The sequence below is a fragment of the Streptomyces sp. NPDC023481 genome, from assembly GCF_055560195.1.
Map to the genome: position 1 here is coordinate 414,831 of NZ_JBVHJE010000003.1, position 19,443 is coordinate 434,273.

Annotated in this window: 18 protein-coding genes; 7 read left to right on the forward strand and 11 right to left on the reverse strand. The window is 73.4% G+C overall.

Annotation, left to right across the window (positions count from 1 at the left end; genetic code table 11):
* Positions 1–29 precede the first annotated feature (29 nt).
* Positions 30–650 carry an L-threonylcarbamoyladenylate synthase gene (locus ACZ3ZD_RS09385; RefSeq protein WP_467395155.1) on the reverse strand — a complete coding sequence of 207 codons (621 nt, stop codon included), beginning with the start codon at positions 648–650 and terminating at the stop codon, positions 30–32.
* Positions 651–971: 321 nt separating this feature from the next.
* Positions 972–2,213 carry a serine hydrolase domain-containing protein gene (locus ACZ3ZD_RS09390; RefSeq protein ID WP_467395156.1) on the reverse strand — a complete coding sequence of 414 codons (1,242 nt, stop codon included), beginning with the start codon at positions 2,211–2,213 and terminating at the stop codon, positions 972–974.
* A 465-nt stretch (positions 2,214–2,678) separates the two neighbouring features.
* On the opposite strand from ACZ3ZD_RS09390, the gene ACZ3ZD_RS09395 reads away from it, so the two are divergent.
* Positions 2,679–2,888, forward strand: coding sequence for a hypothetical protein (locus tag ACZ3ZD_RS09395; RefSeq protein WP_467395157.1), 210 nt, complete (start codon positions 2,679–2,681; stop codon positions 2,886–2,888).
* Positions 2,889–3,282: 394 nt separating this feature from the next.
* Here ACZ3ZD_RS09395 and ACZ3ZD_RS09400 read toward each other — a convergent pair whose 3' ends face one another.
* The 5 genes from ACZ3ZD_RS09400 to ACZ3ZD_RS09420 all read right to left on the reverse strand — a co-directional run bounded on the left by ACZ3ZD_RS09400 (position 3,283) and on the right by ACZ3ZD_RS09420 (position 7,629).
* Positions 3,283–4,389, reverse strand: coding sequence for a PP2C family protein-serine/threonine phosphatase (locus ACZ3ZD_RS09400; RefSeq protein WP_467395158.1), 1,107 nt, complete (start codon positions 4,387–4,389; stop codon positions 3,283–3,285).
* A 141-nt stretch (positions 4,390–4,530) separates the two neighbouring features.
* Positions 4,531–5,427: a Gfo/Idh/MocA family protein gene (locus ACZ3ZD_RS09405; RefSeq protein ID WP_467395159.1), complete on the reverse strand. Its 897-nt coding sequence runs from the start codon at positions 5,425–5,427 to the stop codon at positions 4,531–4,533.
* Positions 5,428–5,498: 71 nt separating this feature from the next.
* Positions 5,499–6,482: an ATP-grasp ribosomal peptide maturase gene (gene tgmB, locus ACZ3ZD_RS09410; RefSeq protein WP_467395160.1), complete on the reverse strand. Its 984-nt coding sequence runs from the start codon at positions 6,480–6,482 to the stop codon at positions 5,499–5,501.
* 17 nt (positions 6,483–6,499) lie between these two features.
* Positions 6,500–6,691, reverse strand: a complete 192-nt coding sequence (gene tgmA, locus ACZ3ZD_RS09415; protein WP_467395161.1) for a putative ATP-grasp-modified RiPP — start codon at positions 6,689–6,691, stop codon at positions 6,500–6,502.
* Between the two features lie 101 nt (positions 6,692–6,792).
* Positions 6,793–7,629 carry a fructosamine kinase family protein gene (locus tag ACZ3ZD_RS09420; RefSeq protein ID WP_467395331.1) on the reverse strand — a complete coding sequence of 279 codons (837 nt, stop codon included), beginning with the start codon at positions 7,627–7,629 and terminating at the stop codon, positions 6,793–6,795.
* Between the two features lie 217 nt (positions 7,630–7,846).
* On the opposite strand from ACZ3ZD_RS09420, the gene ACZ3ZD_RS09425 reads away from it, so the two are divergent.
* Both ACZ3ZD_RS09425 and ACZ3ZD_RS09430 read left to right on the forward strand, forming a co-directional pair.
* A complete protein-coding gene (locus ACZ3ZD_RS09425) occupies positions 7,847–8,557 on the forward strand; it encodes a cyclodityrosine synthase (protein WP_467395162.1) in 711 nt (236 codons plus the stop codon).
* Entirely contained in the window at positions 8,554–9,765 is a 1,212-nt protein-coding gene (locus ACZ3ZD_RS09430) for a cytochrome P450 (RefSeq protein WP_467395163.1), read from the forward strand. The genes ACZ3ZD_RS09425 and ACZ3ZD_RS09430 overlap by 4 nt, the downstream gene beginning before the upstream one ends.
* 233 nt (positions 9,766–9,998) lie before the next feature.
* On the opposite strand, the gene ACZ3ZD_RS09435 is transcribed toward ACZ3ZD_RS09430, so the two are convergent.
* Positions 9,999–10,877: an SCO6745 family protein gene (locus tag ACZ3ZD_RS09435; protein ID WP_467395164.1), complete on the reverse strand. Its 879-nt coding sequence runs from the start codon at positions 10,875–10,877 to the stop codon at positions 9,999–10,001.
* Between the two features lie 310 nt (positions 10,878–11,187).
* On the opposite strand from ACZ3ZD_RS09435, the gene ACZ3ZD_RS09440 reads away from it, so the two are divergent.
* Positions 11,188–11,787 (forward strand): hypothetical protein, encoded by a 600-nt coding sequence (locus ACZ3ZD_RS09440; protein WP_467395165.1) that lies wholly within the window; start codon positions 11,188–11,190, stop codon positions 11,785–11,787.
* A gap of 148 nt (positions 11,788–11,935) precedes the next feature.
* Positions 11,936–12,607 (forward strand): class F sortase, encoded by a 672-nt coding sequence (locus tag ACZ3ZD_RS09445; RefSeq protein WP_467395166.1) that lies wholly within the window; start codon positions 11,936–11,938, stop codon positions 12,605–12,607.
* Between the two features lie 30 nt (positions 12,608–12,637).
* Here ACZ3ZD_RS09445 and ACZ3ZD_RS09450 read toward each other — a convergent pair whose 3' ends face one another.
* Together ACZ3ZD_RS09450 and ACZ3ZD_RS09455 are read right to left on the reverse strand one after the other, a co-directional pair.
* Positions 12,638–13,804, reverse strand: coding sequence for a GDSL-type esterase/lipase family protein (locus ACZ3ZD_RS09450; RefSeq protein WP_467395332.1), 1,167 nt, complete (start codon positions 13,802–13,804; stop codon positions 12,638–12,640).
* A gap of 19 nt (positions 13,805–13,823) precedes the next feature.
* The gene (locus ACZ3ZD_RS09455; RefSeq protein WP_467395333.1) at positions 13,824–14,396 is read right to left on the reverse strand and encodes a TetR/AcrR family transcriptional regulator; all 573 of its coding nucleotides are present in this window, start codon (positions 14,394–14,396) and stop codon (positions 13,824–13,826) included.
* Positions 14,397–14,762: 366 nt separating this feature from the next.
* On the opposite strand from ACZ3ZD_RS09455, the gene ACZ3ZD_RS09460 reads away from it, so the two are divergent.
* Positions 14,763–15,716 (forward strand): LysR family transcriptional regulator, encoded by a 954-nt coding sequence (locus ACZ3ZD_RS09460; RefSeq protein ID WP_467395167.1) that lies wholly within the window; start codon positions 14,763–14,765, stop codon positions 15,714–15,716.
* Between the two features lie 147 nt (positions 15,717–15,863).
* The gene (locus tag ACZ3ZD_RS09465; RefSeq protein ID WP_467395168.1) at positions 15,864–17,810 is read left to right on the forward strand and encodes a collagenase; all 1,947 of its coding nucleotides are present in this window, start codon (positions 15,864–15,866) and stop codon (positions 17,808–17,810) included.
* 87 nt (positions 17,811–17,897) lie between these two features.
* Here ACZ3ZD_RS09465 and ACZ3ZD_RS09470 read toward each other — a convergent pair whose 3' ends face one another.
* Positions 17,898–19,352 (reverse strand): glyceraldehyde-3-phosphate dehydrogenase, encoded by a 1,455-nt coding sequence (locus tag ACZ3ZD_RS09470; RefSeq protein WP_467395169.1) that lies wholly within the window; start codon positions 19,350–19,352, stop codon positions 17,898–17,900.
* Between the last annotated feature and the right edge of the window lie 91 nt (positions 19,353–19,443).

The window sequence follows — 19,443 nt, forward strand, 5'->3', positions numbered from 1 at the left end:
CGCGGGTGCCCTCGGTGTGGCCCGCTCGTTCACTCGAAGCGGTCGGGGTCGCCGGCGCCGCGTCGGACGATTTCCGCCTCGCCGGAGGAGAAGTCGACCACCGTCGTCGGCTCGGTGCCGCAGTCGCCGGAGTCGACCACCGCGTCCACCACGTGGTCGAGGCGGTCCTTGATCTCCCAGCCCTGGGTCATCGGCTCCTCCTCGTCCGGCAGCAGCAGCGTGCTGGACACCAGCGGCTCGCCCAGCTCCTCGAGCAGTGCCTGGGTGACCACGTGGTCGGGGATGCGTACGCCCACGGTCTTCTTCTTCGGGTGCTGGAGCATGCGCGGCACCTCGCGGGTGGCGGGCAGGATGAACGTGTAGCTGCCCGGCGTCGAGGCCTTCACGGCCCGGAACACGTCGTTGTCCACCCGGACGAACTGGCCGAGCTGCGCGAAGTCCCGGCACATCAGCGTGAAGTGGTGCCGGTCGTCCAGCCGGCGGATGGAGCGGATCCGGTCCATGCCGTCCCGGCTGCCCAGCCGGCAGCCGAGCGCGTAGCAGGAGTCGGTCGGATATGCGATGAGCGCCCCCGAGCGGACCGCGTCGGCGACTTGGCCGATGCTGCGCGGCTGCGGGTTGTCGGGGTGCACGTCGAAGTACTTCGCCATCCGCCGAGCTTATGCCGTCCGGCGCCGCGAGGCGCGCTCGGCTCCGCCGTGATCGAGAGCGGCACCCGCCTCTCGTAACGACCTGCACGCGTGCCCCCTGGTAGCGGCATCCGCTGACACTGCTCCGGACGGCGGAAACTCCCGTGTGTGCTCCCCGGATTCGAGGGCATCCGACCTCTGAGCCGCCCAGGGCCCTCTCCCCCCGCCCCGGGCGCGGCGTCTCCGCCGGCGGCCACCCCCCCAGGCCGCCGGCGGAGCCATGAGCGGCGGGCCGTACCTGGTGCGGGCCCAATGGGACGGGAGACCGAGGGAGTCGGTGCCTCACCTGGCCGCCGGCTGGGCCGGCAGGTTGAACACGTGCTGCGGGGAGACGATCTGGGTGATCGCCTGGCCGAACAGCGTGCTGGGCTCCTGGTGGGCGTGGTCGATGTCGGTGTTGAGGACCACGACGAGGGTCGTCCGCGTCGCCGGGAGGTAGATGGTCAGCGACTCGTAGCCGGGCAGGGAGCCGTTGTGGCCGATCCAGCCGTGCACGGTGAAGATGCCCAGCCCGTACCCGGCGCCCGGGATCGACGTCGCCGGCGTGATGAGCCGTTGCCGCTGCGTGGCGCGGCTGATCATCCGCTTGCCGTCGGGCAGTTCACCGGTCGCCACCGCGGGTGCCCAGACGCGCAGATCGTCCAGGGTGGAGACCATCGCCCCGGCCGCCCAGCCCCAGGAGGGGTTCCAGCCGGTGGCGTCGGCGACCTTGCCGTTCGCCGTCTGGTTGGTGTAGCCCAGCGCGTGCGGGCTGGGGAACCGGCTGCCGCTCGGCAGGGACGTGTGCTTCATGCCGGCCGGGTCGAGGATGTGCTGCTTGAGGTAGTCCGCGAGCCGCTGCCCGCTCTTCTTCTCCACGACCAGGCCGAGCAGGATCAGGTTCGTGTTGGAGTAGAAGAACTTCTGGCCCGGCTGGAACATCACCGGATGCCGGAAGGAGTAGGCCAGCAGCTGCTGCGGGGTGAAGGAGCGGCGGGGGTTCGAGGTGAGCGCCTTGAAGAAGCCGTCGTCCTCGGAGTAGTTGAACAGCCCGCTGCGCATGCCGGCCAGTTGCCGCAGGGTGATCCTGTGGCCGTTCGGGACGCCGTCGACGTACTTGTCGATCGTGTCGTCGAGGCCGGCCTTTCCCTGGTCCACCAGTTGCAGCAGTGCCGTCACGGTGAACGTCTTCGTCTCGCTGCCGATGCGCGTGTACAGGTCCGGGGTCATCTTCCGGCCGGTCGCCTTGTCGGCGACGCCGAACGAACGGACGTAACCGCGCTGCCCCGGCGTCCAGACTCCGACGGTCACGCCCGGCACGTTCGCCTCCCGCATCACCCGTTGAATCGAGGCGTCGAGCCGGCGTGTCACGTCGGGGGAGAGGGAGCGGACGTCCGGCCCGGACGGCGACGGGCTGGGCGTGCCGGCGGCGAACGCGGCCGGTACGGCGGCCGGTGCCGCCCCCGCCGTGACCGGCACGAGCAGCGTGCCGGCCAGTACGGCGACCATGGCCGCCCGGCGCAGACGTACGGAGGTAGGCGACATGGGCTGACTCCAAGCACGTGAGAGGCGACCGTGCGCGGGGCGGACGTCGGAGCCCGGACCTGACCCGCAGGACCGTTCCAGCAGGCCTTCGAGCAGGCCTTTTCCGGCAGGACCTTCCCAGCATAGGAGCGGGATGCGCGGGGCGCGCGTCGACGCGGGAGACCGCTCGGTCCCCAGAATCAGGGCCGGAGACCCCTCAGGGGCCCGCGATGCCGCGCCGGGCCGGGTGGTGAGCGAGGCCCGCTGACCGGACCCGGAGCCGGGTGGCCGGATGACGCCCGAAGACCCGCATCTCCTACGGCGACGTCCGCGCCCCTGGCGACGGTCCGCGCCCGCCGCCCCCACCGAGCGGAGCGGCATGCTTGTCCGACGGGTGGAACGCCCCGTTCGAGGGATGGCCTCACCCGACCCGGTGAGCGCGCGGTGCGGGGCGTACCGGAGGCGGGTCCCGGACGTTGCCCGGGCATGAACCGTTTGGACTGGATGGACCGGATGGACTGGGTGGACCGGATGCGCGGACCGCACCGGGCGGACCTCACCCCGGAGCCGATCTACGCCGGCCTCGTCGCGGAGTGGCGGGCGCGGGGGCGGACCGTCCCGGCGGAACCCGACGCGCTGTGGTCCGCCCTCTCCGGTCTCGCCCTCTACACCCGGCGCGAGCCCGGCCCCCTCTGACCGGCCACCGCCCGCACAACGGCGCGAGCACCCGTCGGCGTGCCGTCGGCCTGCTGCGACGCGTCCTCCGGAAGGCCGGGCGCACGGAGCGTGCCGGTGGCCCTCGGGCGGAGCGAGTCACTCCGGCAAGCGGTCGGCCGGTGCGGCGGTACGGCGATCCAGGAGCCCCGGCCGCGCGCCGCAGTCCGGCGCCCACCCAGCCCCCGTCGGTCCGGCGGCACGGAGGAGCCGACCCGGCGCGCCGCCGGGGGCAGGCGGGCGTCAGCTCTCCAGGGCGCGCCCGGGAACCGCTGCGGACCGGTGCCGATGGCCCGGATGAACAGGACCGCCGGCGGCTTCCCGCGGCACCCGGCCGAGGCCGGCGCGTCCGCGTCACCGACGTCGGCGGGAAACCCTAGGGGGCCGGTGGTTCGGGTGTCAGCACCAGGATGGTCGCGTCGTCGCGGACCGCGTACTGCCGCCGCAGCAGGTCCGCCCACACCGCGGCGGGCAGCTCGGCGGACGGGGTGCGGGCCAGGGCGGCCAGCCGCTCGGGCAGCGGATAGTAGGTGCCGGTGGTGTCCCGGGCCTCCCACACCCCGTCGGAGGCCAGGAAGACCCGGTCGCCCGGCCCGAACGGCACGGTGACCTCCTTCGGCCGGTCGACGTCGAGGAGCCCGATGCCCAGCGGCGGACCGGGCGCGACGGCCACCTCCCGGGCCTGCTCCCCGTGCAGCAGCACCGGCGCCGGATGACCGCAGGCCACCACCCGCATCGCGGTCGAACCGGTGGCGAACTCCACCAGCAGGGCCGTCGCGAACAGCTCTCCGTGCCGTACGTCCGCCGAGTCGACCGCCAGCCGGCGGTCCATCCGGGCCGCGACCGACTCCAGGTCGGGCTGGTCCAGGGCCGCCTCCCGGAACGCGCCCAGCAGCGACACCACCGTCGCCACCGCCGACAGCCCGTGCCCCTGTACGTCCCCCATCACCGCGCGCACCCCGTGCGGCCCGTGCCGCACGTCGAAGAAGTCGCCGCCCACCAGCGTCCCGTCCTGGGCGGCCCGGTAGAAGGCCGCGCAGCCGACCCGGCCGACCCGCTCCGGCAGCGGCGGCAGCACCGCCCGCTGCACCGCCTCGCCGATCGCCCGCTCGGTGTTCAGCTGGGCGTCCCGGCGGCTGCGCACATAGGACACGAACACGCTCAGCGCGGCCACGAAGACGATGGTGAGCAGATCGGTGTCACCGGGGCGGTTCAGATGCGTGGCCGGTATGTTCAGCACCACGACCACGCCCACCCCGAGCACACCGGTCGCCGCCGGGCCGTAGGACAGGACCGCCAGCGGCGGGATGGCACCCAGCAGGAAACCGAGGTCGTACGCGTGCGGCGTGACCAGCGTGGCCACGCCGACGGCCACCAGCAGCAGCACGGGCAGCACCCGTACCCACCACGGCGGTGGCGCGCCCCGCAGCCAGCCGCGATCCTTCAGGTGCCCGCGCGACGACCAGCCGCGCCTCGATACCACATCCCCAAGCTACGCCGCCGTGGGAACGCCCCGCGCGCAGAGCGGCAAGCGAGCGGAGCCGGAATTCGGTGGACGCCCGCCGGCCCGCCCGGCCGCGCCCGCCCCGGCCGGGGTCCATGCCCGCACCCACGAGAGCAGTGCTCACATTTCCTGCTCCGCCCCACCCGTCAGCCGGGCCTCCGCGGTGGCCAGGATCTCGGTGACCCGGAGGCCGAAAGCGGCGTCGCAGGGGTGCGGGCGGCCCGTGGCGGCCGCACGTGCCAGCGCGTCCGCCGCCCGGGCGAGCGCGGGGACCGCCCCCTCGGAGCTGCCCGGCAGGACCGTCACCCCCGCCTCGCCGCGCAGCTCCACGTCGGCCCCCGCCGCCGCCGGCGGGGCCGACAGGCTGAGCGTGAGGCTGCTCGACGCGCCGGTGGCGTGGTCGAGCACCAGGTGCACGGTGTCCGCCGGGCCGTGCGCCGCCGCCACCACGTGCCGTACGTCGCCGAGGACCGGCAGCAGCACCGACAGGGCGTGCGGGCCGACGTCCCACAGCGCGCCCTTCTCCCGCCGCCACGGCGAGTCCGCGAACGGGCTGTCGCTCGTGAACACCGCCCCCAGCCACTGGGCCCGCGCCGTGAACCACCCCGCGACGGCGGCCTGTTCCTCGATCCACGCCTCCGGCTCCTTCTGGAAGCGCGCGGTGAAGAACACCACCGACGCCACCCCGGCCCGCTCCACCGCCTCCGCCACGGCCCGCCCCTCGGCCACCGACAGGGCCAGCGGCTTGTCCAGCAGCAGATGACGGCCCGCCCGGGCCGCCCGCACCGCCAACCCGGCCTGCACGGACGGCGGCAGGGCCACCGCCACCGCGTCCACGTCGGCCAGCAGCGCGTCCACGTCGGCGTACGCGGCGACGCCGTACCGCTCCGCGAGCGCCGTGGCCGCCTCCGGCCGGCGGCCCCACACCCCGGCGAACTCCCCACCGGTGTGCCCGGCCAGGGCGGGCGCGTACGCCGCCCGCGCCCACGGGCCGGTTCCCAGCAGTCCGATGCGCATGTCGCGTTCCCTTCTCCGAGCCGTTCCACGAACCGTGCCACGAGCTGTTCTTCTTGCCGTTCCCCGCGCCTTCACGAGGCCGTGCTCCGGTCGCTCCGCGTACACCGGCGGTCCGGACCGGCCTGCCCCGCGAGCCAGTCGGCGATGGCGGCGGCGATCGGCTGGCCGGTGTCCATCTCCACGAAGCCGAACTGGCCGGACTGGTTGCACTCCAGGAACCACCAGATCCCGTCGGCGTCCTCCGCGAAGTCGAAGGCACCGTAGGCCAGTTCCGCGTCGGCCATGTAGCGCAGCACGGCCTCGGCGACGCGCGGCGGCACCTCCGCGGGCAGCCAGGGGGACACCGACGGGGCGAAACGCACGTCCACGTCGTCCGGATGGGCGTCCGGATCCGCGGGCTTGCGCGCGGCCAGCAGGGTGCCGCCGATCACGGTCAGCCGGATGTCGGCCCGCTTGGCGACCCGCCGCTGCAGCAGCGTCGGGCCGAACGCCACCGCGCTGAAGTCGGCGTCCGGCGCCACCCGGCTGGTCGGCACCGCCCGGGGCGGCTCCTGCGGATGCGCGCCGGAGACCGGTTTGACCACCAGGTCCGGGAAGCGTTCCGCGAACTCCCGCGCGGCCTGCGGGAACGTCGTGATGAGGGTGGCCGGAACCGGCAGGCCGCTGCGCTGGGCCAGGTGCAGCTGCCAGGGCTTGTGCCGGGCCCGGCCGGCGGCGTCCGGATGGTTCATCCAGCGGGCGTCGCTCCAGCGCAGCATGCCGTACAGCGCCTGCGCCGACTCCTCCGTCAGCCAGGCGGACGGCTGCGCGGCGCGGGCGGCCGGGGCCCCCGGCCTGCGCACCCAGATGGAGCGCAGGCCGTTCATGCTCACCAGGCGCCCGCCGACGGACAGATGCCCCCGGTGGACGCCCTGCACGTACTCGCCCGACAGCGAGACCCCGTTGGTCAGATCGGCGGGATCGAGACGGACGACGGGCACCCCGGCCTCGCCCAGCCGGAGGACCACCATGTCCGCCGTCACGTCCGCTTCACTGGTCAGGATGAGCACGGTCATCTGCCGAAGTCCGCGGTTCAGTCGTCGAAGTGCGTCTTGGAACCGGCCGTCGAGGTCGTGGTTCCCAGCGCTCTCAGGGTCATGTGGTCGGTGGCGGCGATCCGCCCGTCCGGGAGGACGTTCAACTGCAGTCCGGAGTCGTACGCGTACGGTGCGGTGACGTCCAACTGCACTGCGGGCCGCGCGTAGTTGAGCGTGAACGGTTGCATGGTCTCTCCCTGATTAGGCTTTCACGTCCTTATACGAGTCGAACGGGTGATTGGTTTCCTCACGCTGTGTGATCACAGCGCGGAGGGACGGCCCGGCGGGGTCATTCCGCGAGCGCGTCCCGTGCTGCCGCCAGGGCCTGTTCGGCGTACCCCCGTCCGAAGAGCACCGCGTGCACCAGCAGCGGGAAGAGCTGGTGCAGCCCCACCCGGTCCCGCCAGCCGTCGGCCAGTGGCGCCGTCTGCTGATAGCCGACGCATACCCGTTCCAGGTGCGGACAGCCGAACAACCGGAGCATCGCCAGGTCGGTCTCCCGGTGCCCGCCGTGCGCGGCCGGGTCGATGAGCCGGACCTCGCCGTCGGCGCCCCACAGCACGTTGCCGTTCCAGAGGTCGCCGTGCAGCCGGGCGGGCGGCTCCGGCGGGCCCGCCAGCTCCGGCAGCCGTTCGCAGACCCGCTCGAACACGGCCGCCTCGCCCGGCCGGAGCGTGCCGCCGTCGACCGCGGCGCGCACATAGGGCAGCACACGGTGCTCGGCGTACCAGCGGGGCCAGTCGGTGCCCGGTGCGTTCCGCATGGGGGCGCGGCCGATCCAGGCGTCCTGCGGACCGTCGGGCGGCGGCGCCCCGAAGTGGGGTGCACCGGCCGCGTGCACGGTGGCCAGCGCCTGGCCGAAAAGCATCGCCGCAGCGGGGCTGGGATCGCCGGTCGGCACCCGTTCGGTCACCATCCAGTGCTCGTCGTGCCCGAGCACCGCCGGCACCCGCACCGCGTCCGCGGCGGCCAGCCAGCGCAGTCCGGCCACCTCGGCGCGCACCGCCCCCGGGCCGTCGCCACGCTTGACCATCACCGGAGTTCCGCCGTCCAGCAGTACTTCGGCGGGTGACCCCGACGCCCGCCGGGCCCCGCTGACCGGCCGCCCGGTGAGCCGGGCCGCCACCTGTCCTGGATCCTCGTCTCGGTTGACCACGGCCCCAGGGTACGGCCCGCAATCAAGGCCGCTCGCCGGGCGTTTCACCCGTTGATACGACTGTTTCCGGCCAAACCCATGTCGTCACTACCCGTATTGATCTCGTACGGCTAGCGTGAGGGCGCCGCATCGCCACACCGGGGGCACAGGGCCCGCAGGGACTAGCGCGCGGCGGAGGATCACCCCCGTGACCACAGCATCCGTGCTGATGGCCGACGTCTTCGAAGTCCAGCCGTACACCTCCCACTGCGAGATCATCCTCGGCGAGGGCGCGCACGCCGTGATCGGCGTGTCCCCGGGCAACAGCTACTTCTCCGCCCGGCGCCTGCACGACCTCGCCCGCTGGGGGCTGGACCACTTCGACCGGGTCGACTTCGTCTACACCGACCTGTACGTCGCCGAGATGTACGAGGCCTCCGGCTATCCGCCGGACGAGGCCCGCCGCAAGGCCGTGAAGAACCTGCGGGGGGTGCGCGCCAAGGTCCGCGACGCGGTGTCGGCGGCCGACCCGGACGGCGCCCGGCTGGACTGGCATCCGATGTCCGAATTCCGCACCAACCCCGCCTACCAGGAGATCCACCGGCAGCTCACGGAGCGGCTGGTCTCCGACGGTGCCTTCCGGTCGGTCTGCGAGGCCCTGGTGAATCGTTTCCTCGCGGCGCGTGGCGAGACGCCGACCGAACGGCAGCGCGCCGTGTGCCTGGAGTACGTGTGCGCCGAGGCCCCGCTGTTCCTGGACACCCCGGCCATTCTCAAGGTGCCCTCCTCGCTCAACTGCTACCACCAACTCCTGCCGATGGCCGAGCTGTTGTACTCCCGCGGCGCCGGCCTGCGTGCCTCCCGCAACCAGGGCCACGCCGTCGTCACGCCCACCGCCCTGGAAGGAACCGCGGTATGAGCACCGCCCCCGACACCCGTGCCGACCACCCCCCTCTGCCCGCCTTCCCGTTCTCCTGGGACGGCACCCGGGTGCCCGCCGAGGTCGCGGAGCTGCGCGAGACCACCCCGGTGCGGCGGGTGCGCACCATCGCCGGCGACGAGGCCTGGCTGGTCTCCTCCTACGAGCTGTGCGCGCAGGTACTCAAGGACGACCGGTTCTCCCTCAAGGAAACCTCCGCACCCGGCGTCCCCCGCCAGTACGCGCTCACGATCCCGCCCGAGGTCGTCAACAACATGGGCAACATCACCGGGGCGGGCCTGCGCCGCGCGGTGATGAAGGCGCTCAACCCCAAGGCGGCGGGGCTGACCGACTGGCTGCGCGCCGAGGCGTACCGCCTGGTGGACCTGATCGTCGCCGAGGGGCCGACGGCCGACCTGCGCGGGGCGTTCTGCGAGCCGTACTCGGCCGGGATGCACTGCCGCATCCTCGGCATCGCGCAGACCGAGGCCCCCGCCTTCCTGCGCAGCCTGGACATCGCCTTCATGAACTCCCCGTGCCCGATCACCGGCGCGCGGCTCAACTGGGACCGGGACATCGCCCGGATGGCGGCCCTGCTCGACGATCCGGCCACGCACGGCCTGATGGGGGAACTCGCCGCCCTGCGCGACGACCCCGACTACGCGCACCTGAGCGACGAGATGCTGGCCACCGTCGGAGTCACCCTGTTCGGGGCCGGCGTCATCTCCACCTCGGGCTTCCTCACCATGGCCCTGGTCCACCTGCTCACCCACCCCATCGCCCGCGACCTGCTGCGGGACCGCCCCGACCTGATCGGCGCAGGCGTGGAGGAGCTGCTGCGGGTGAACCTCTCCATCGGCGACGCGCTGCCCCGCCTCGCCCTGGAGGACGTCCGGCTCGGCGACGTCCGTGTCCGCGCCGGCGAACTCGTCCTGGTCCTGGTGGAGGGCGCCAACCTCGACCCGGAGAAGTTCCCCGACCCGCACCGCTTCGACGTCCACCGCGACAACACCGCCGACCACCTCTCCTTCGGCGGCGGCGCCCACTACTGCCCCGCCACCGCGCTCGGCCGCGCACACGCCCGCATCGCCCTGGAGGTCCTGCTCGACCGACTCCCGGACCTCACCCTCGCGGTCCCGACGAGCCAACTGGTCTGGCGCACCGGCTTCATGAAACGCATCCCCGAGCGGCTCCCCGTGACCTGGTAACCGCCCACGGCGCCCCCGACCCGCCGGCCCGGGCGGGGGCGCCGGCACCGGAGCGTTCGTCAGCGGCCGACGGGGTACGTCCTCCCGGTCAGCCTCACCGGGTCTACGGGGTACGCCCCCACCGGCCGGCCCCGCCCGGGTCCCGATCGGCGGCGGTCCTGGCGCCGGCTGTGCGGGCCGGCTTCCCTCGGCCGCCCGCGTCGGTGTGTGTGTGCCGGGAGGCGGAGCTCTCGTCAGCGGCCGACGGGGTACGTCCCCCCGGTCAGCCCCACCGGGTTCCCGGCCGGCAGCAGGCCGGACTCGCCGACCGTGCGGGCCAGCGGCTCCAGGAGTGCGGCCAGCCGCTCGCTCCGGTCGGTGCCCAGCGTGGTCCACGGTCCCTCGGCCGCCGCGTCGGTGAGGGCCTCGGCCTCCGCGCGCAGGGCGGCACCCGCGGGCGTGAGCGAGCCGTCCGCCGCGAGCCGGCCGGCCGCGCGCAGCCGCGCCTCGGCCGCCGCCCAGTCCTCCCGCGGCCACTTGCGCGTCTCGCGCAGGAAGGCCCCCTCGGACTCGCCGGCCGCCGCCTTGAGAACCATGGCCTCGACGGGACCGATCCCCAGGCCGACCAGCACCGCCACATGGGAGTCGCCCCGGTGCTCGCGCAGCGTCGTCAGCGCCTGCCACAGGCGTGCGGCGGGCCGGTCCGGGCGCTCCAGCGCCTGGTTCGCGGCGCCCAGCACCCGCCCCGCCGTGTCCGCGCCCGCGGCGGCCTCCCAGGCGAGGTCCGCGGCCTGCGTGAACGCCGCCGACGCGACGGTGTCCGGCCCGAACAGCCGGGTCATCGCCGCGTCCACCGCCTCCGCGCGGGCCGCCAGCGCGTCCGCCGGAGTGGCGTACGACCAGGCGTCCGGCAGCGCCCGGGCCACCCGCGCGGGGTGGAAGACGTAGAAGCAGCTCCTCACCACGGACGGGGGCGCCGCGCCGAGCGGGGCGGCACGCAGCGCGAAGTAGCCCATCCAGAATCCGCGCAGCCCGAGCCCGTCCGCCGCCCGGTGTGCCTCCGGGGCGAAGTACACGAGCTGGTGCACCGGCTCGTACCGCTCCCACAGGGCCCGTGCCGTTCCGTCCGCCACCACTGCCTCCCACCGCGTCGCGCCTTCCGTGCCGTCGGCACCAGCCTGCGTTATGACAGCGGTCATAACAAGAGGGCGGCGACCCGCCGCACGGCCCGCCCGTGCCGCCGGCCGCTGCGACCGCTTCGGTGACTGGTCCGTACGAGGGGGCCGAAACCCGGCGCGCTGGGGCAGACGGGTGGCTTGGTGACCCGGCTGGGCGGCTCGGATGGTGGATGTCGGAGGCCTCACTGACGGTGGTTCATGTCGGGGCCGGGTCCACCCAGCTGATGAGGTATCCGCTGCCCGGTCACGGCGGAAGGACATCACTATGCGCTCTGCCCGCATGATCCTGGCGACGGCGGCTGCCGCCGCCGCCCTGGCCTTCGCCACACCCGGCGCCGCGTTCGCCGTACCGGCCGAGCGCGACAGCGGCGGGGACGACTCCTCGTACAGCAAGCAGCGCGACAGCGGCTCCGACCGTGAGGACAAGGGATCCGACAGCGACCACGACAAGGACTACGGCAACAAGCGCGACTCCGGCCGGGAACACGACGGTCCGCGCGGCGGAATGCACACGGGTGGCGGAGCTCTCGCCGCGGTGCGCAGCGACGACTGGGGCTCGGGCGGCGACAGCCGCTTCGACCCCGAGAGCTACAAGGACAAGGACAGCGACAGCGGTGAGGACGGTGGAGACAAGGGGGACAAGGGAGGCAAGGGAGACAAGGGAGACAAGGGCGAGCGCAGCGGCAAGGGCGACAAGGGCGACTGGGGTGACGACGACCACGAGAAGCCGCGCGGTGGCATGCACACCGGCGGCGGCGCGCTCGCCACGCCGGGTGTCACCGCGGGCGGCCTCGCCGTGCTCGCCGTAGGCGCGGCCGGCGCGTACGCGCTGCGCCGCAGGAAGGCCGCCGAGCCGGCGGCCTGACGGGCCGGCGCGTCCCAGGGGCTGCGGGCGCCGTCGGCGCGCGCACCGCGTCGGCGGCCCGCGCCCCCTGCACCCCGCCCCGTCGACCGTCCCGCCCTGGTAACCGTTCCGACCTCCGTGCTGCCCTGCCCGAGCGAGGTGGTGTCCGATGGCAGCAGTTCCCTCCTCTCCGCCCTCCTCAGGACCGGCAGCGGACGAGCGGCCCGCCGGCCGTGGCGGGCGGCTCACGCTGTGGGGCGTGGCGGCCCTCTTCCTCGCCGTGACCATGTTCGGCCACCACCAGCAGGCGGACGACACCCCGCGGTCGCCCCGGGCCACGGGCACCGGCGCCGCCGCGCCCGCCGACTCGCGGGACGCCGGCGAGTCGCTGCCCCGGTCGACGCCGACCAGGCTGCGCATCCCGAAGATCTCGGTGGACGCCCCTTTCACCACCCTGTCCCTCGGCGCCTCGGGCCAGTTGCAGCCGCCGCCCGCCGCCGACACCAACCTCGTCGGCTGGTACTCCGGCGGCGCCTCGCCCGGCGAGGTGGGCACCGCGGTCATCGCCGGCCACGTCGACACGGTGACCTCCGCCGCCGTCTTCGCCGACCTCTACGAGCTGGAGCGCGGTGACCGGTTCTCCGTGGAGCGGGCCGACGGGCGTACGGCGGAGTTCGTCGTGGACAGCGCCGAGACCTTCGCCAAGGACGACTTCCCGAGCGACCGGGTGTACGCGGACGCCTCGCGCCCCGAGGCCCGGCTCATCACCTGCGCCGGGGACTACGACCACACGGTGCGGGACTACACCGACAACCTGGTCGTCTTCGCCCACCTGGTGTGAGCCGCCGAAGACCCGGGCCGCGGGCCGTCCTCAGACGGCACGGGCCGCGAAGGGGCCGTCGGGGGCGAACGCCAGCGCAGCGAAGCGTTCGCCGATCCGGCGGTGGCCGGCGGTGTCCGGGTGGAGGCCGTCGGGCAGCGGCAGTTCGGCGAAGTCGGCCTCGCCGTACAGTTCCCGGCCGTCCAGGTAGTGCAGGGCCGGGTCAGCGGCCGCCCGCTCGCGCACGATCCGGGCCAGTTCCTCCCGGACGACCTCCAGGGTGAGCTTCCCGGCCGCCCGCTCGGCCGGATCCCCGGCCGCCCTGAACCCCAGCCGCCCCTCGCCCAGGGCCGCCAGGTCGATGGCGGTGGGGCCGGGGGTGTCCTCGTGCATCGGGCACAGGACCGGGGAGACCACGAGCAGCGGGATGTCGGGGTGGCCCTCGCGGACGGTGTCCAGGAAGCCGTGCACGGCGGGGCCGAACGCGCGCAGCCGCATCAGATCGGTGTTGACCAGGTTGATGCCGAGCTTGACGCTGATCAGGTCGGCGGGCGTGTCACGCAGCACACGGGCGGTGAACGGGTCGAGCAGCGCGCTGCCGCCCAGCCCGAGGTTGACCAGCTCCACCCCGCCCAGGGAGGCGGCGAGCGCCGGCCAGGTGGTGGTGGGCGTCGCCGCGTCCGAGCCGTGGCTGATCGAACTGCCGTGGTGCAGCCACACCCGGCGGCCCCGGGCCGGTACGGGCTCGACGGGGGCGTCGCTGCGCAGCGCGACGAGTTCGGTGGTCTCGTTGTGCGGCAGCCAGATCTCCACGTTCTTGGCGGCGTCCGGCAGACCGGTGAACCGCAGGGTGCCGACCGGCCCGGGCCGGTGCTCGGCCGCGCCGGTGCCCGGGTCGATGGTGAGGGTGCTGCCCTCGGTGAGGGAGGCGCTGCCGGCCGGGCGTCCGTCGACGAGCAGCTCGTAGACGCCGTCCGGGCGGGGCGGTGCGCCGAGGAAGACCCGCTTGGTCGGCAGGGCGTCCAGCTCGACGGTGGTGGCGCGGGTGCGCAGGACCAGGCGCACGCCGGCGGGCTGGGACTCCACCAGGGCCAGCTGCGGGTCGGCGCACTGGGCGCGGGCCCGGGCGGGCAGCCGGTGCGGCAGCAGGCCGTGCGCGGTGCGCTCCAGTTCGAGGGCGCCGCGTATCAGGTCGGCGGTGAGGGGGATGGTGTGCATCATGTCCGGTGTCCAGGGGTCAGGGGTGGGCGGGCCAGTTGCGCAGCAGGGAGTCGAGGGCGTCCAGGATCCGGGTCCACGACTCCTGCGCGTCGGGCGCGCTGTGGCTGAAGCCGCCGGCCGCCTCCAGGCTGACGTAGCCGTGGAAGACGCTGCCCAGGAGGCGGACCGCATGTGTCTGGTCCGGCTCGGCCAGGTCGTAGCCGCGCAGGATCGCCCGGGTCAGCTGCGCGATCCGGACGCCCGCGCTGCCGGCCGCGGTCGCGGGGTCCAGGGGGTGCCGGGCCGCGGTGTAGCGGCCGGGGTGGGCGCGGGCGTAGTCCCGGTACACGTGCGCGAAGGCGGCGAGGGCGTCCTTCCCGGACCGGCCGGCCAGTGCCTCGGAGGCGCGGTCGGCCAGTTCCTCCAGGGCGAGCAGCGCGATACGGGTCTTGAGGTCCTGGGTGTTCCGCAGGTGCGAGTACAGGCTCGCCACCTTGACGTCGAACCGCCGGGCCAGCGCGGACGCCGTCACCTGGTCGAAGCCCACCTCGTCGGCCAGCTCCGCACCGGCGTGCACCAGGCGCTCGGTGGTCAGGCCCGCGCGCGCCATCATCGCCTTCTCCGTTCCGTCAGCAACAATCCGCCAAGAAGCATAGCGCAATTTCCTAAAGGCTATAGGAAAACAGGATCGATATTTAGGTGCTTGGTGTGTGATCAGCCCGCGCGCCAGAGCGGGGTCCGCGGCAGACCGGCGGCGGCCGGCGCCTGCCGGTAGCCGGCGTACCGCGAGGCCCCGCACGTCCGGGGCCCGGATCCGGACCCGCGCCCCGCCGGCCGTACCCTGGCCGAGCTGCGCCTTGTGCCCGCGGCGAGGCGGTGGAACGCTTCGGGCCCGCCGGGTGCGGGCACGGCCCGCGGAGGCTGTCACCGGCGGGATCCGGAGGGCGCGGGCGCGGTAGGGACGGGAAGGGAACCGATGGAGCTGGAGCTGCGGCACCTGCGGGTGCTGTGCGCGATCGCCGACGCGGGCAGCGTGGGCCGCGCCGCCGCACAGCTGGGCTACTCGCAGCCCGCCGTGAGCACCCAGCTCCGGCGCATCGAACGCCACCTGGGCGAGCCGCTCTTCGAGCGCGGGCCGAGCGGGGTCCGGCCGACCCGGTACGGCGCCGAGGTCGTCGAGCAGGCCCGGGACGTCCTCGCGCGCGCCGCCGCCGTCGGGCACCGCCCGGCCTCCGACCGCCCCCGCCGGACCCTGCGCCTGGCCGCGACCAACTCGCCCATGCTGTCCGGCACGGTCTCCCGCGTCCGCGCCCGGCTGCCGGAACTGACCCTCGCGGTCACCAGCGCCTACGCCTCCTCGCGGCTCGTGGAGCTGCTGGAGGAGGGTGCGGTGGACGCCGCCATCGCCGCCGACTACCCGGGCATGGAACTGCGGCACACGACCGCCGTACGGCACCGTGGCATCGTCACCGAGCCCACCTTCGTCGCCCTGCCCGCCCGGCACCGGCTGCGGGGGAGCGCCCAGGTGCAGCTCGCCGACCTCGCCGAGGACGCCTGGTTCGTGACCCCGGACGACGGTGCCGGCTGGCCGGGGGTGTTCTACGACGCCTGTGCGGCGGCCGGGTTCACGCCGGTCACCGTGCACGAGTGGCTGGGCGATCAGACCCAGCTGCAGAGCATGATCGCCGACGGTCTGGGCGTGTCCCTCGTGCAGCCCACGCTGCGGCCGATCCCGCACGTCGTGGTCAAACCGCTGGCCGGCTCCCCGCTGTGGTGCCGCTATGTGCTGGCCTGGCGGCCGGACGCCGTCGCCGACGACGTCGTGGAGACGGTGTTCCAGTCGGCCACCGACGCCTACCGCGATCTCGTCGCCCAGGCCCCCCACCTGCGCACCTGGGCCTCGCGTACCTGGAGCGTCACCGGGGCGTAGGGGCACGTCACGGGTGTGCCGCGATGTTATGAGCAGCCAGTGCCATGTGCTATGTCACATGCCGTTGTTGGCCGGGCGGCGCGCTGAGACAGTGCCTCACACGCCTCAACACCCCACAGAGGCGCATCACTTCGTGGAGGAATCCAGATGCGCTATCGCTTCGCGCTGCCCGGACGCGTGCCGAGAGGCACGGTCGGCCGCATCGCCGGCGCCGCCGCCGTCTGCGTCACCCTGGCCGGCCTGCTGTCCACCCCGGCGCTGGCGGCACCCCGGCCGCACCCCGGCACGGCCGCCGCACCCCGCACCCCTCTCCCCGTTCCGTCGCCCGCGGCCGCGCCCACGGCCGCCACCGAGCACCCCGAGGCCCGGGCCGAGCAGCTCGTCCCCGTCCAACTCCCGCCGCAACAACCTGCGTTCACCCGGCCGGCCGGACACGCGGTGCGGGCGGCCTCCTGCACGCCGGCCGACTTCGGCCGCCGTACCGGCTCCGCCCTCGTCTCCTACGTCAAGGCGGCGACCCCGGACTGCGTCAACACCCTCTTCTCGGTCACCGGCACGGCCGCCGGCGCCGTCTTCCGCCAGCCCCAGATGCTGACCGTGGCGAACGCGTTCACGGGCACCGCCGGGAAGTACCGCGGTGACGACTCCGGCAGCCTGCTGCAACTGGTCCTCTTCCTGCGCGCCGGCTACTACGTGCAGTTCAACCACCCCGCGGACGTGGGCGCGTACACCGCCCGGCTCACCACCGCCGTCACCGCCGGCCTGGACACCTTCTTCGCCCGATCCCACTCCCGGGACGTCACCGCGGCCAACGGCGACATCCTCGGCGAGACCGTCATCCTCACCGACAGCGCCGACCAGCAGGACCGCTACCTGTACGTCTACCGGCGGCTGCTGGACGACTACGACAGCTCCTACGACTCGGTCGCCAGCATGATCAGCGCCGTCAACGACGTCTACACGCCCCTGTGGCGCGGCAACTGGAACCCGCGGTACGTGCAGGCGGTGGCGGCCGACCCGCGCATCCTCGACACCCTGTACGACTTCGCGCTGGCCAACACCGACCAGCTCGGCACCGATCTGTCCTTCCTCGACTCCAACGCCGGGATGAACGTCGCCCGTTACGTCGAGCACCCCGAACTGCGGGACACCGCGGCCCCCTTGGCCAAGGACCTGCTGGACCGGACCGCGATCACCGGTCCGACGGCCGGGCTGTGGGTGGCGGTGGCCACGCAGGCCGCCTACTACGACGCCGCGAACTGCGCGTACTACGACGTCTGCGGCCTGCCGGACAAGCTCGACCGGGCCGTCCTGCCCACCACGCGCCACTGCGACGCGAACGTCACCATCCGCGCCCAGGCGCTGACCGCGGCCGACCTCGACGCCGCCTGCACCAGCGTGCTCCGCCAGGACGCCTACTTCCGCTCGGTCGTGAGGGCGGCCGGTCCGATACCCGGCCAGTACGCCTCCACCCTCCGGCTGGTGGTCTTCGCCGGCCGCGCCGACTACCAGACGTACGCCGGCGCGATGTACGGCATCAGCACCGACAACGGCGGCATGACCCTGGGCGGCGACCCGGCGAACCCGGCCAACGAGGCCATGTCGATCATGTACCAGAAGGACTCCGACGACGGCTTCCCGGCCCGGATCTGGAACCTCAACCACGAGTACACGCACTTCCTGGACGCCCGTGACGACATGAAGGGCGACTTCGGCCGGCAGATCTCCGTGCCCGACGTGTGGTGGATCGAGGGCCTCGCCGAGTACGTCTCCTACAGCTACCGCGGCCTCGCCGACGACCAGGCGGTCCAGGAGGCGGGCAGGCACACGTACCGCTTGAGCACCCTGTTCGAGAGCACCTACGACAACAGCGACGTGACCCGCACCTACCCGTGGGGCTACCTCGCCGTGCGCTACATGCTGGAGAAGCACCCCGAGGACGTGCAGCGCGTGCTCGACCGGTTCCGCGCCGGTGACTACACCGGCGGGTACGCCGTCTACCACGACGGCATCGGCACCCGCTACGACGCCGACTTCGACCAGTGGCTCACGGCGTGCGCCGCGGGCGCCTGCGCCAGGCCGGCCGCGGCCTGACCGCACGCACCCGAGCGCATCCGAACGAGACGGCCGCCGACCGGAACCCCGGTCGGCGGCCGTCTGGCGTACGCGCGGCAGCGGAGGTCAGACCGCCGTCGCCGGGAACGTCGGGTACTCCACGCCCGAGACGTGCTGGACGACCCGGACCACCTGGCAGGAGTAGCCGAACTCGTTGTCGTACCAGAGGTAGAGGATCGCGTTGTCGCCGTCCACCTTCAGGGCGCCGGCATCCACGATCGAGGCGTGGCGGGAGCCGATGAAGTCGCTGGAGACCGCGTCGGGCGCCGTGGTGAAGTCGATCTGGCGCTTGAGCGGCGAGGTCAGCGACACCTCGCGCAGGTAGTCGTGGACCTCCTCGCGGGTGGTCTCGCGGGCCAGCTGGAGGTTGAGGATCGCGATCGAGACGTCCGGCACCGGGACGCGGATCGAGCTGCCGCTGATCCTCGCCTTGAGGTCGGGCAGTGCCTTGGCGACCGCGGAGGCGGCGCCGGTCTCGGTGATCACCATGTTGAGCGGCGCGGAACGGCCCCGCCGGTCGGACTTGTGGTAGTTGTCCAGCAGGTTCTGGTCGTTGGTGAACGAGTGGACGGTCTCCACGTGGCCGCGCAGCACGCCGTACTCGTCGTCCATGGCCTTCAGCGGCGGGACGATCGCGTTGGTGGTGCAGGAGGCGCAGGACAGGATCTGCTCGTCCGGCTTGACGGTGTCGTGGTTGACGCCGTGCACGATGTTCGGGACGTCGCCCTTGCCCGGCGCGGTCAGCACGACCTTCTCGATGCCGGGGCGCAGGTGCTGGGACAGGCCCTCGCGGTCGCGCCACTTGCCGGTGTTGTCGATGAGGATGGCGTCCCGGATGCCGTACTCGGTGTAGTCCACCTGCGACGGGTCGTCGGCGTAGATCACCTTGACGGCGTTGCCGTTGGCGACGATCGTGCTGCTGGCCTCGTCCACGGTGATGGTGCCCTGGAACTGGCCGTGGATGGAGTCGCGCCGCAGCAGCGAGGCGCGCTTGACGAGGTCCTCGGCGGCCCGGCCGCCACCGCCGCGCACCACGATGGCGCGCAGCCGCAGGCCGTTGCCGGAGCCGGCCTTCTCGATGAGCAGGCGGGCGACGAGGCGGCCGATGCGGCCGAAGCCGTACAGGACGACGTCGCGCGGCTCGCGGCGCTCGATCTTGTGGACACCGGTGGCGCCGGCGACCGCCTCGGCGGTGAACTCGGCCACGCTCAGGCCGCGGTCGTCGGACCGGTACGTGGTGGCCAGCATGCCGAGGTCGATCTGGGAGGGCCCGAGGTCGAGGGTGGTCAGGGCCTGGAGGAACGGCATGGTCTCGGTGACCGACAGTTCGGAACCGGCGATCTGCCGGGCGAAGCGGTGCGTCTTGAGGATGCTGACCACCGACTTGTTCACCAGGGAGCGGCTGTGCAGCAGGACGGTCACGTCCCGCTCGCGGTGCAGCTTCCCGATGAGCGGGATCATCGACTCCGCGATCTCCTCGCGGATCATCCAGTTCGTGAACGAGTCGTCGTTGACAGTCACAGGTCCATCTTTCGAGCTAGGCAGCGCTCATATGATAACCACACTCTGATCAGGCCTCGGGGAGGGGGTGGCCGTCAGCCGCGGTCCGCGC

What these genes read in the sequence shown, in the direction of transcription:
- ACZ3ZD_RS09385 (WP_467395155.1), bottom strand. Translation starts at nt 650, where the DNA reads ATGGCGAAGTACTTCGACGTGCACCCCGACAACCCGCAGCCGCGCAGC.
- ACZ3ZD_RS09390 (WP_467395156.1), bottom strand. Translation starts at nt 2,213, where the DNA reads ATGTCGCCTACCTCCGTACGTCTGCGCCGGGCGGCCATGGTCGCCGTA.
- ACZ3ZD_RS09395 (WP_467395157.1), top strand. Translation starts at nt 2,679, where the DNA reads ATGAACCGTTTGGACTGGATGGACCGGATGGACTGGGTGGACCGGATG.
- ACZ3ZD_RS09405 (WP_467395159.1), bottom strand. Translation starts at nt 5,427, where the DNA reads ATGCGCATCGGACTGCTGGGAACCGGCCCGTGGGCGCGGGCGGCGTAC.
- tgmB (WP_467395160.1), bottom strand. Translation starts at nt 6,482, where the DNA reads ATGACCGTGCTCATCCTGACCAGTGAAGCGGACGTGACGGCGGACATG.
- tgmA (WP_467395161.1), bottom strand. Translation starts at nt 6,691, where the DNA reads ATGCAACCGTTCACGCTCAACTACGCGCGGCCCGCAGTGCAGTTGGAC.
- ACZ3ZD_RS09430 (WP_467395163.1), top strand. Translation starts at nt 8,554, where the DNA reads ATGAGCACCGCCCCCGACACCCGTGCCGACCACCCCCCTCTGCCCGCC.
- ACZ3ZD_RS09440 (WP_467395165.1), top strand. Translation starts at nt 11,188, where the DNA reads ATGCGCTCTGCCCGCATGATCCTGGCGACGGCGGCTGCCGCCGCCGCC.
- ACZ3ZD_RS09445 (WP_467395166.1), top strand. Translation starts at nt 11,936, where the DNA reads ATGGCAGCAGTTCCCTCCTCTCCGCCCTCCTCAGGACCGGCAGCGGAC.
- ACZ3ZD_RS09450 (WP_467395332.1), bottom strand. Translation starts at nt 13,804, where the DNA reads ATGCACACCATCCCCCTCACCGCCGACCTGATACGCGGCGCCCTCGAA.
- ACZ3ZD_RS09455 (WP_467395333.1), bottom strand. Translation starts at nt 14,396, where the DNA reads ATGGCGCGCGCGGGCCTGACCACCGAGCGCCTGGTGCACGCCGGTGCG.
- ACZ3ZD_RS09460 (WP_467395167.1), top strand. Translation starts at nt 14,763, where the DNA reads ATGGAGCTGGAGCTGCGGCACCTGCGGGTGCTGTGCGCGATCGCCGAC.
- ACZ3ZD_RS09465 (WP_467395168.1), top strand. Translation starts at nt 15,864, where the DNA reads ATGCGCTATCGCTTCGCGCTGCCCGGACGCGTGCCGAGAGGCACGGTC.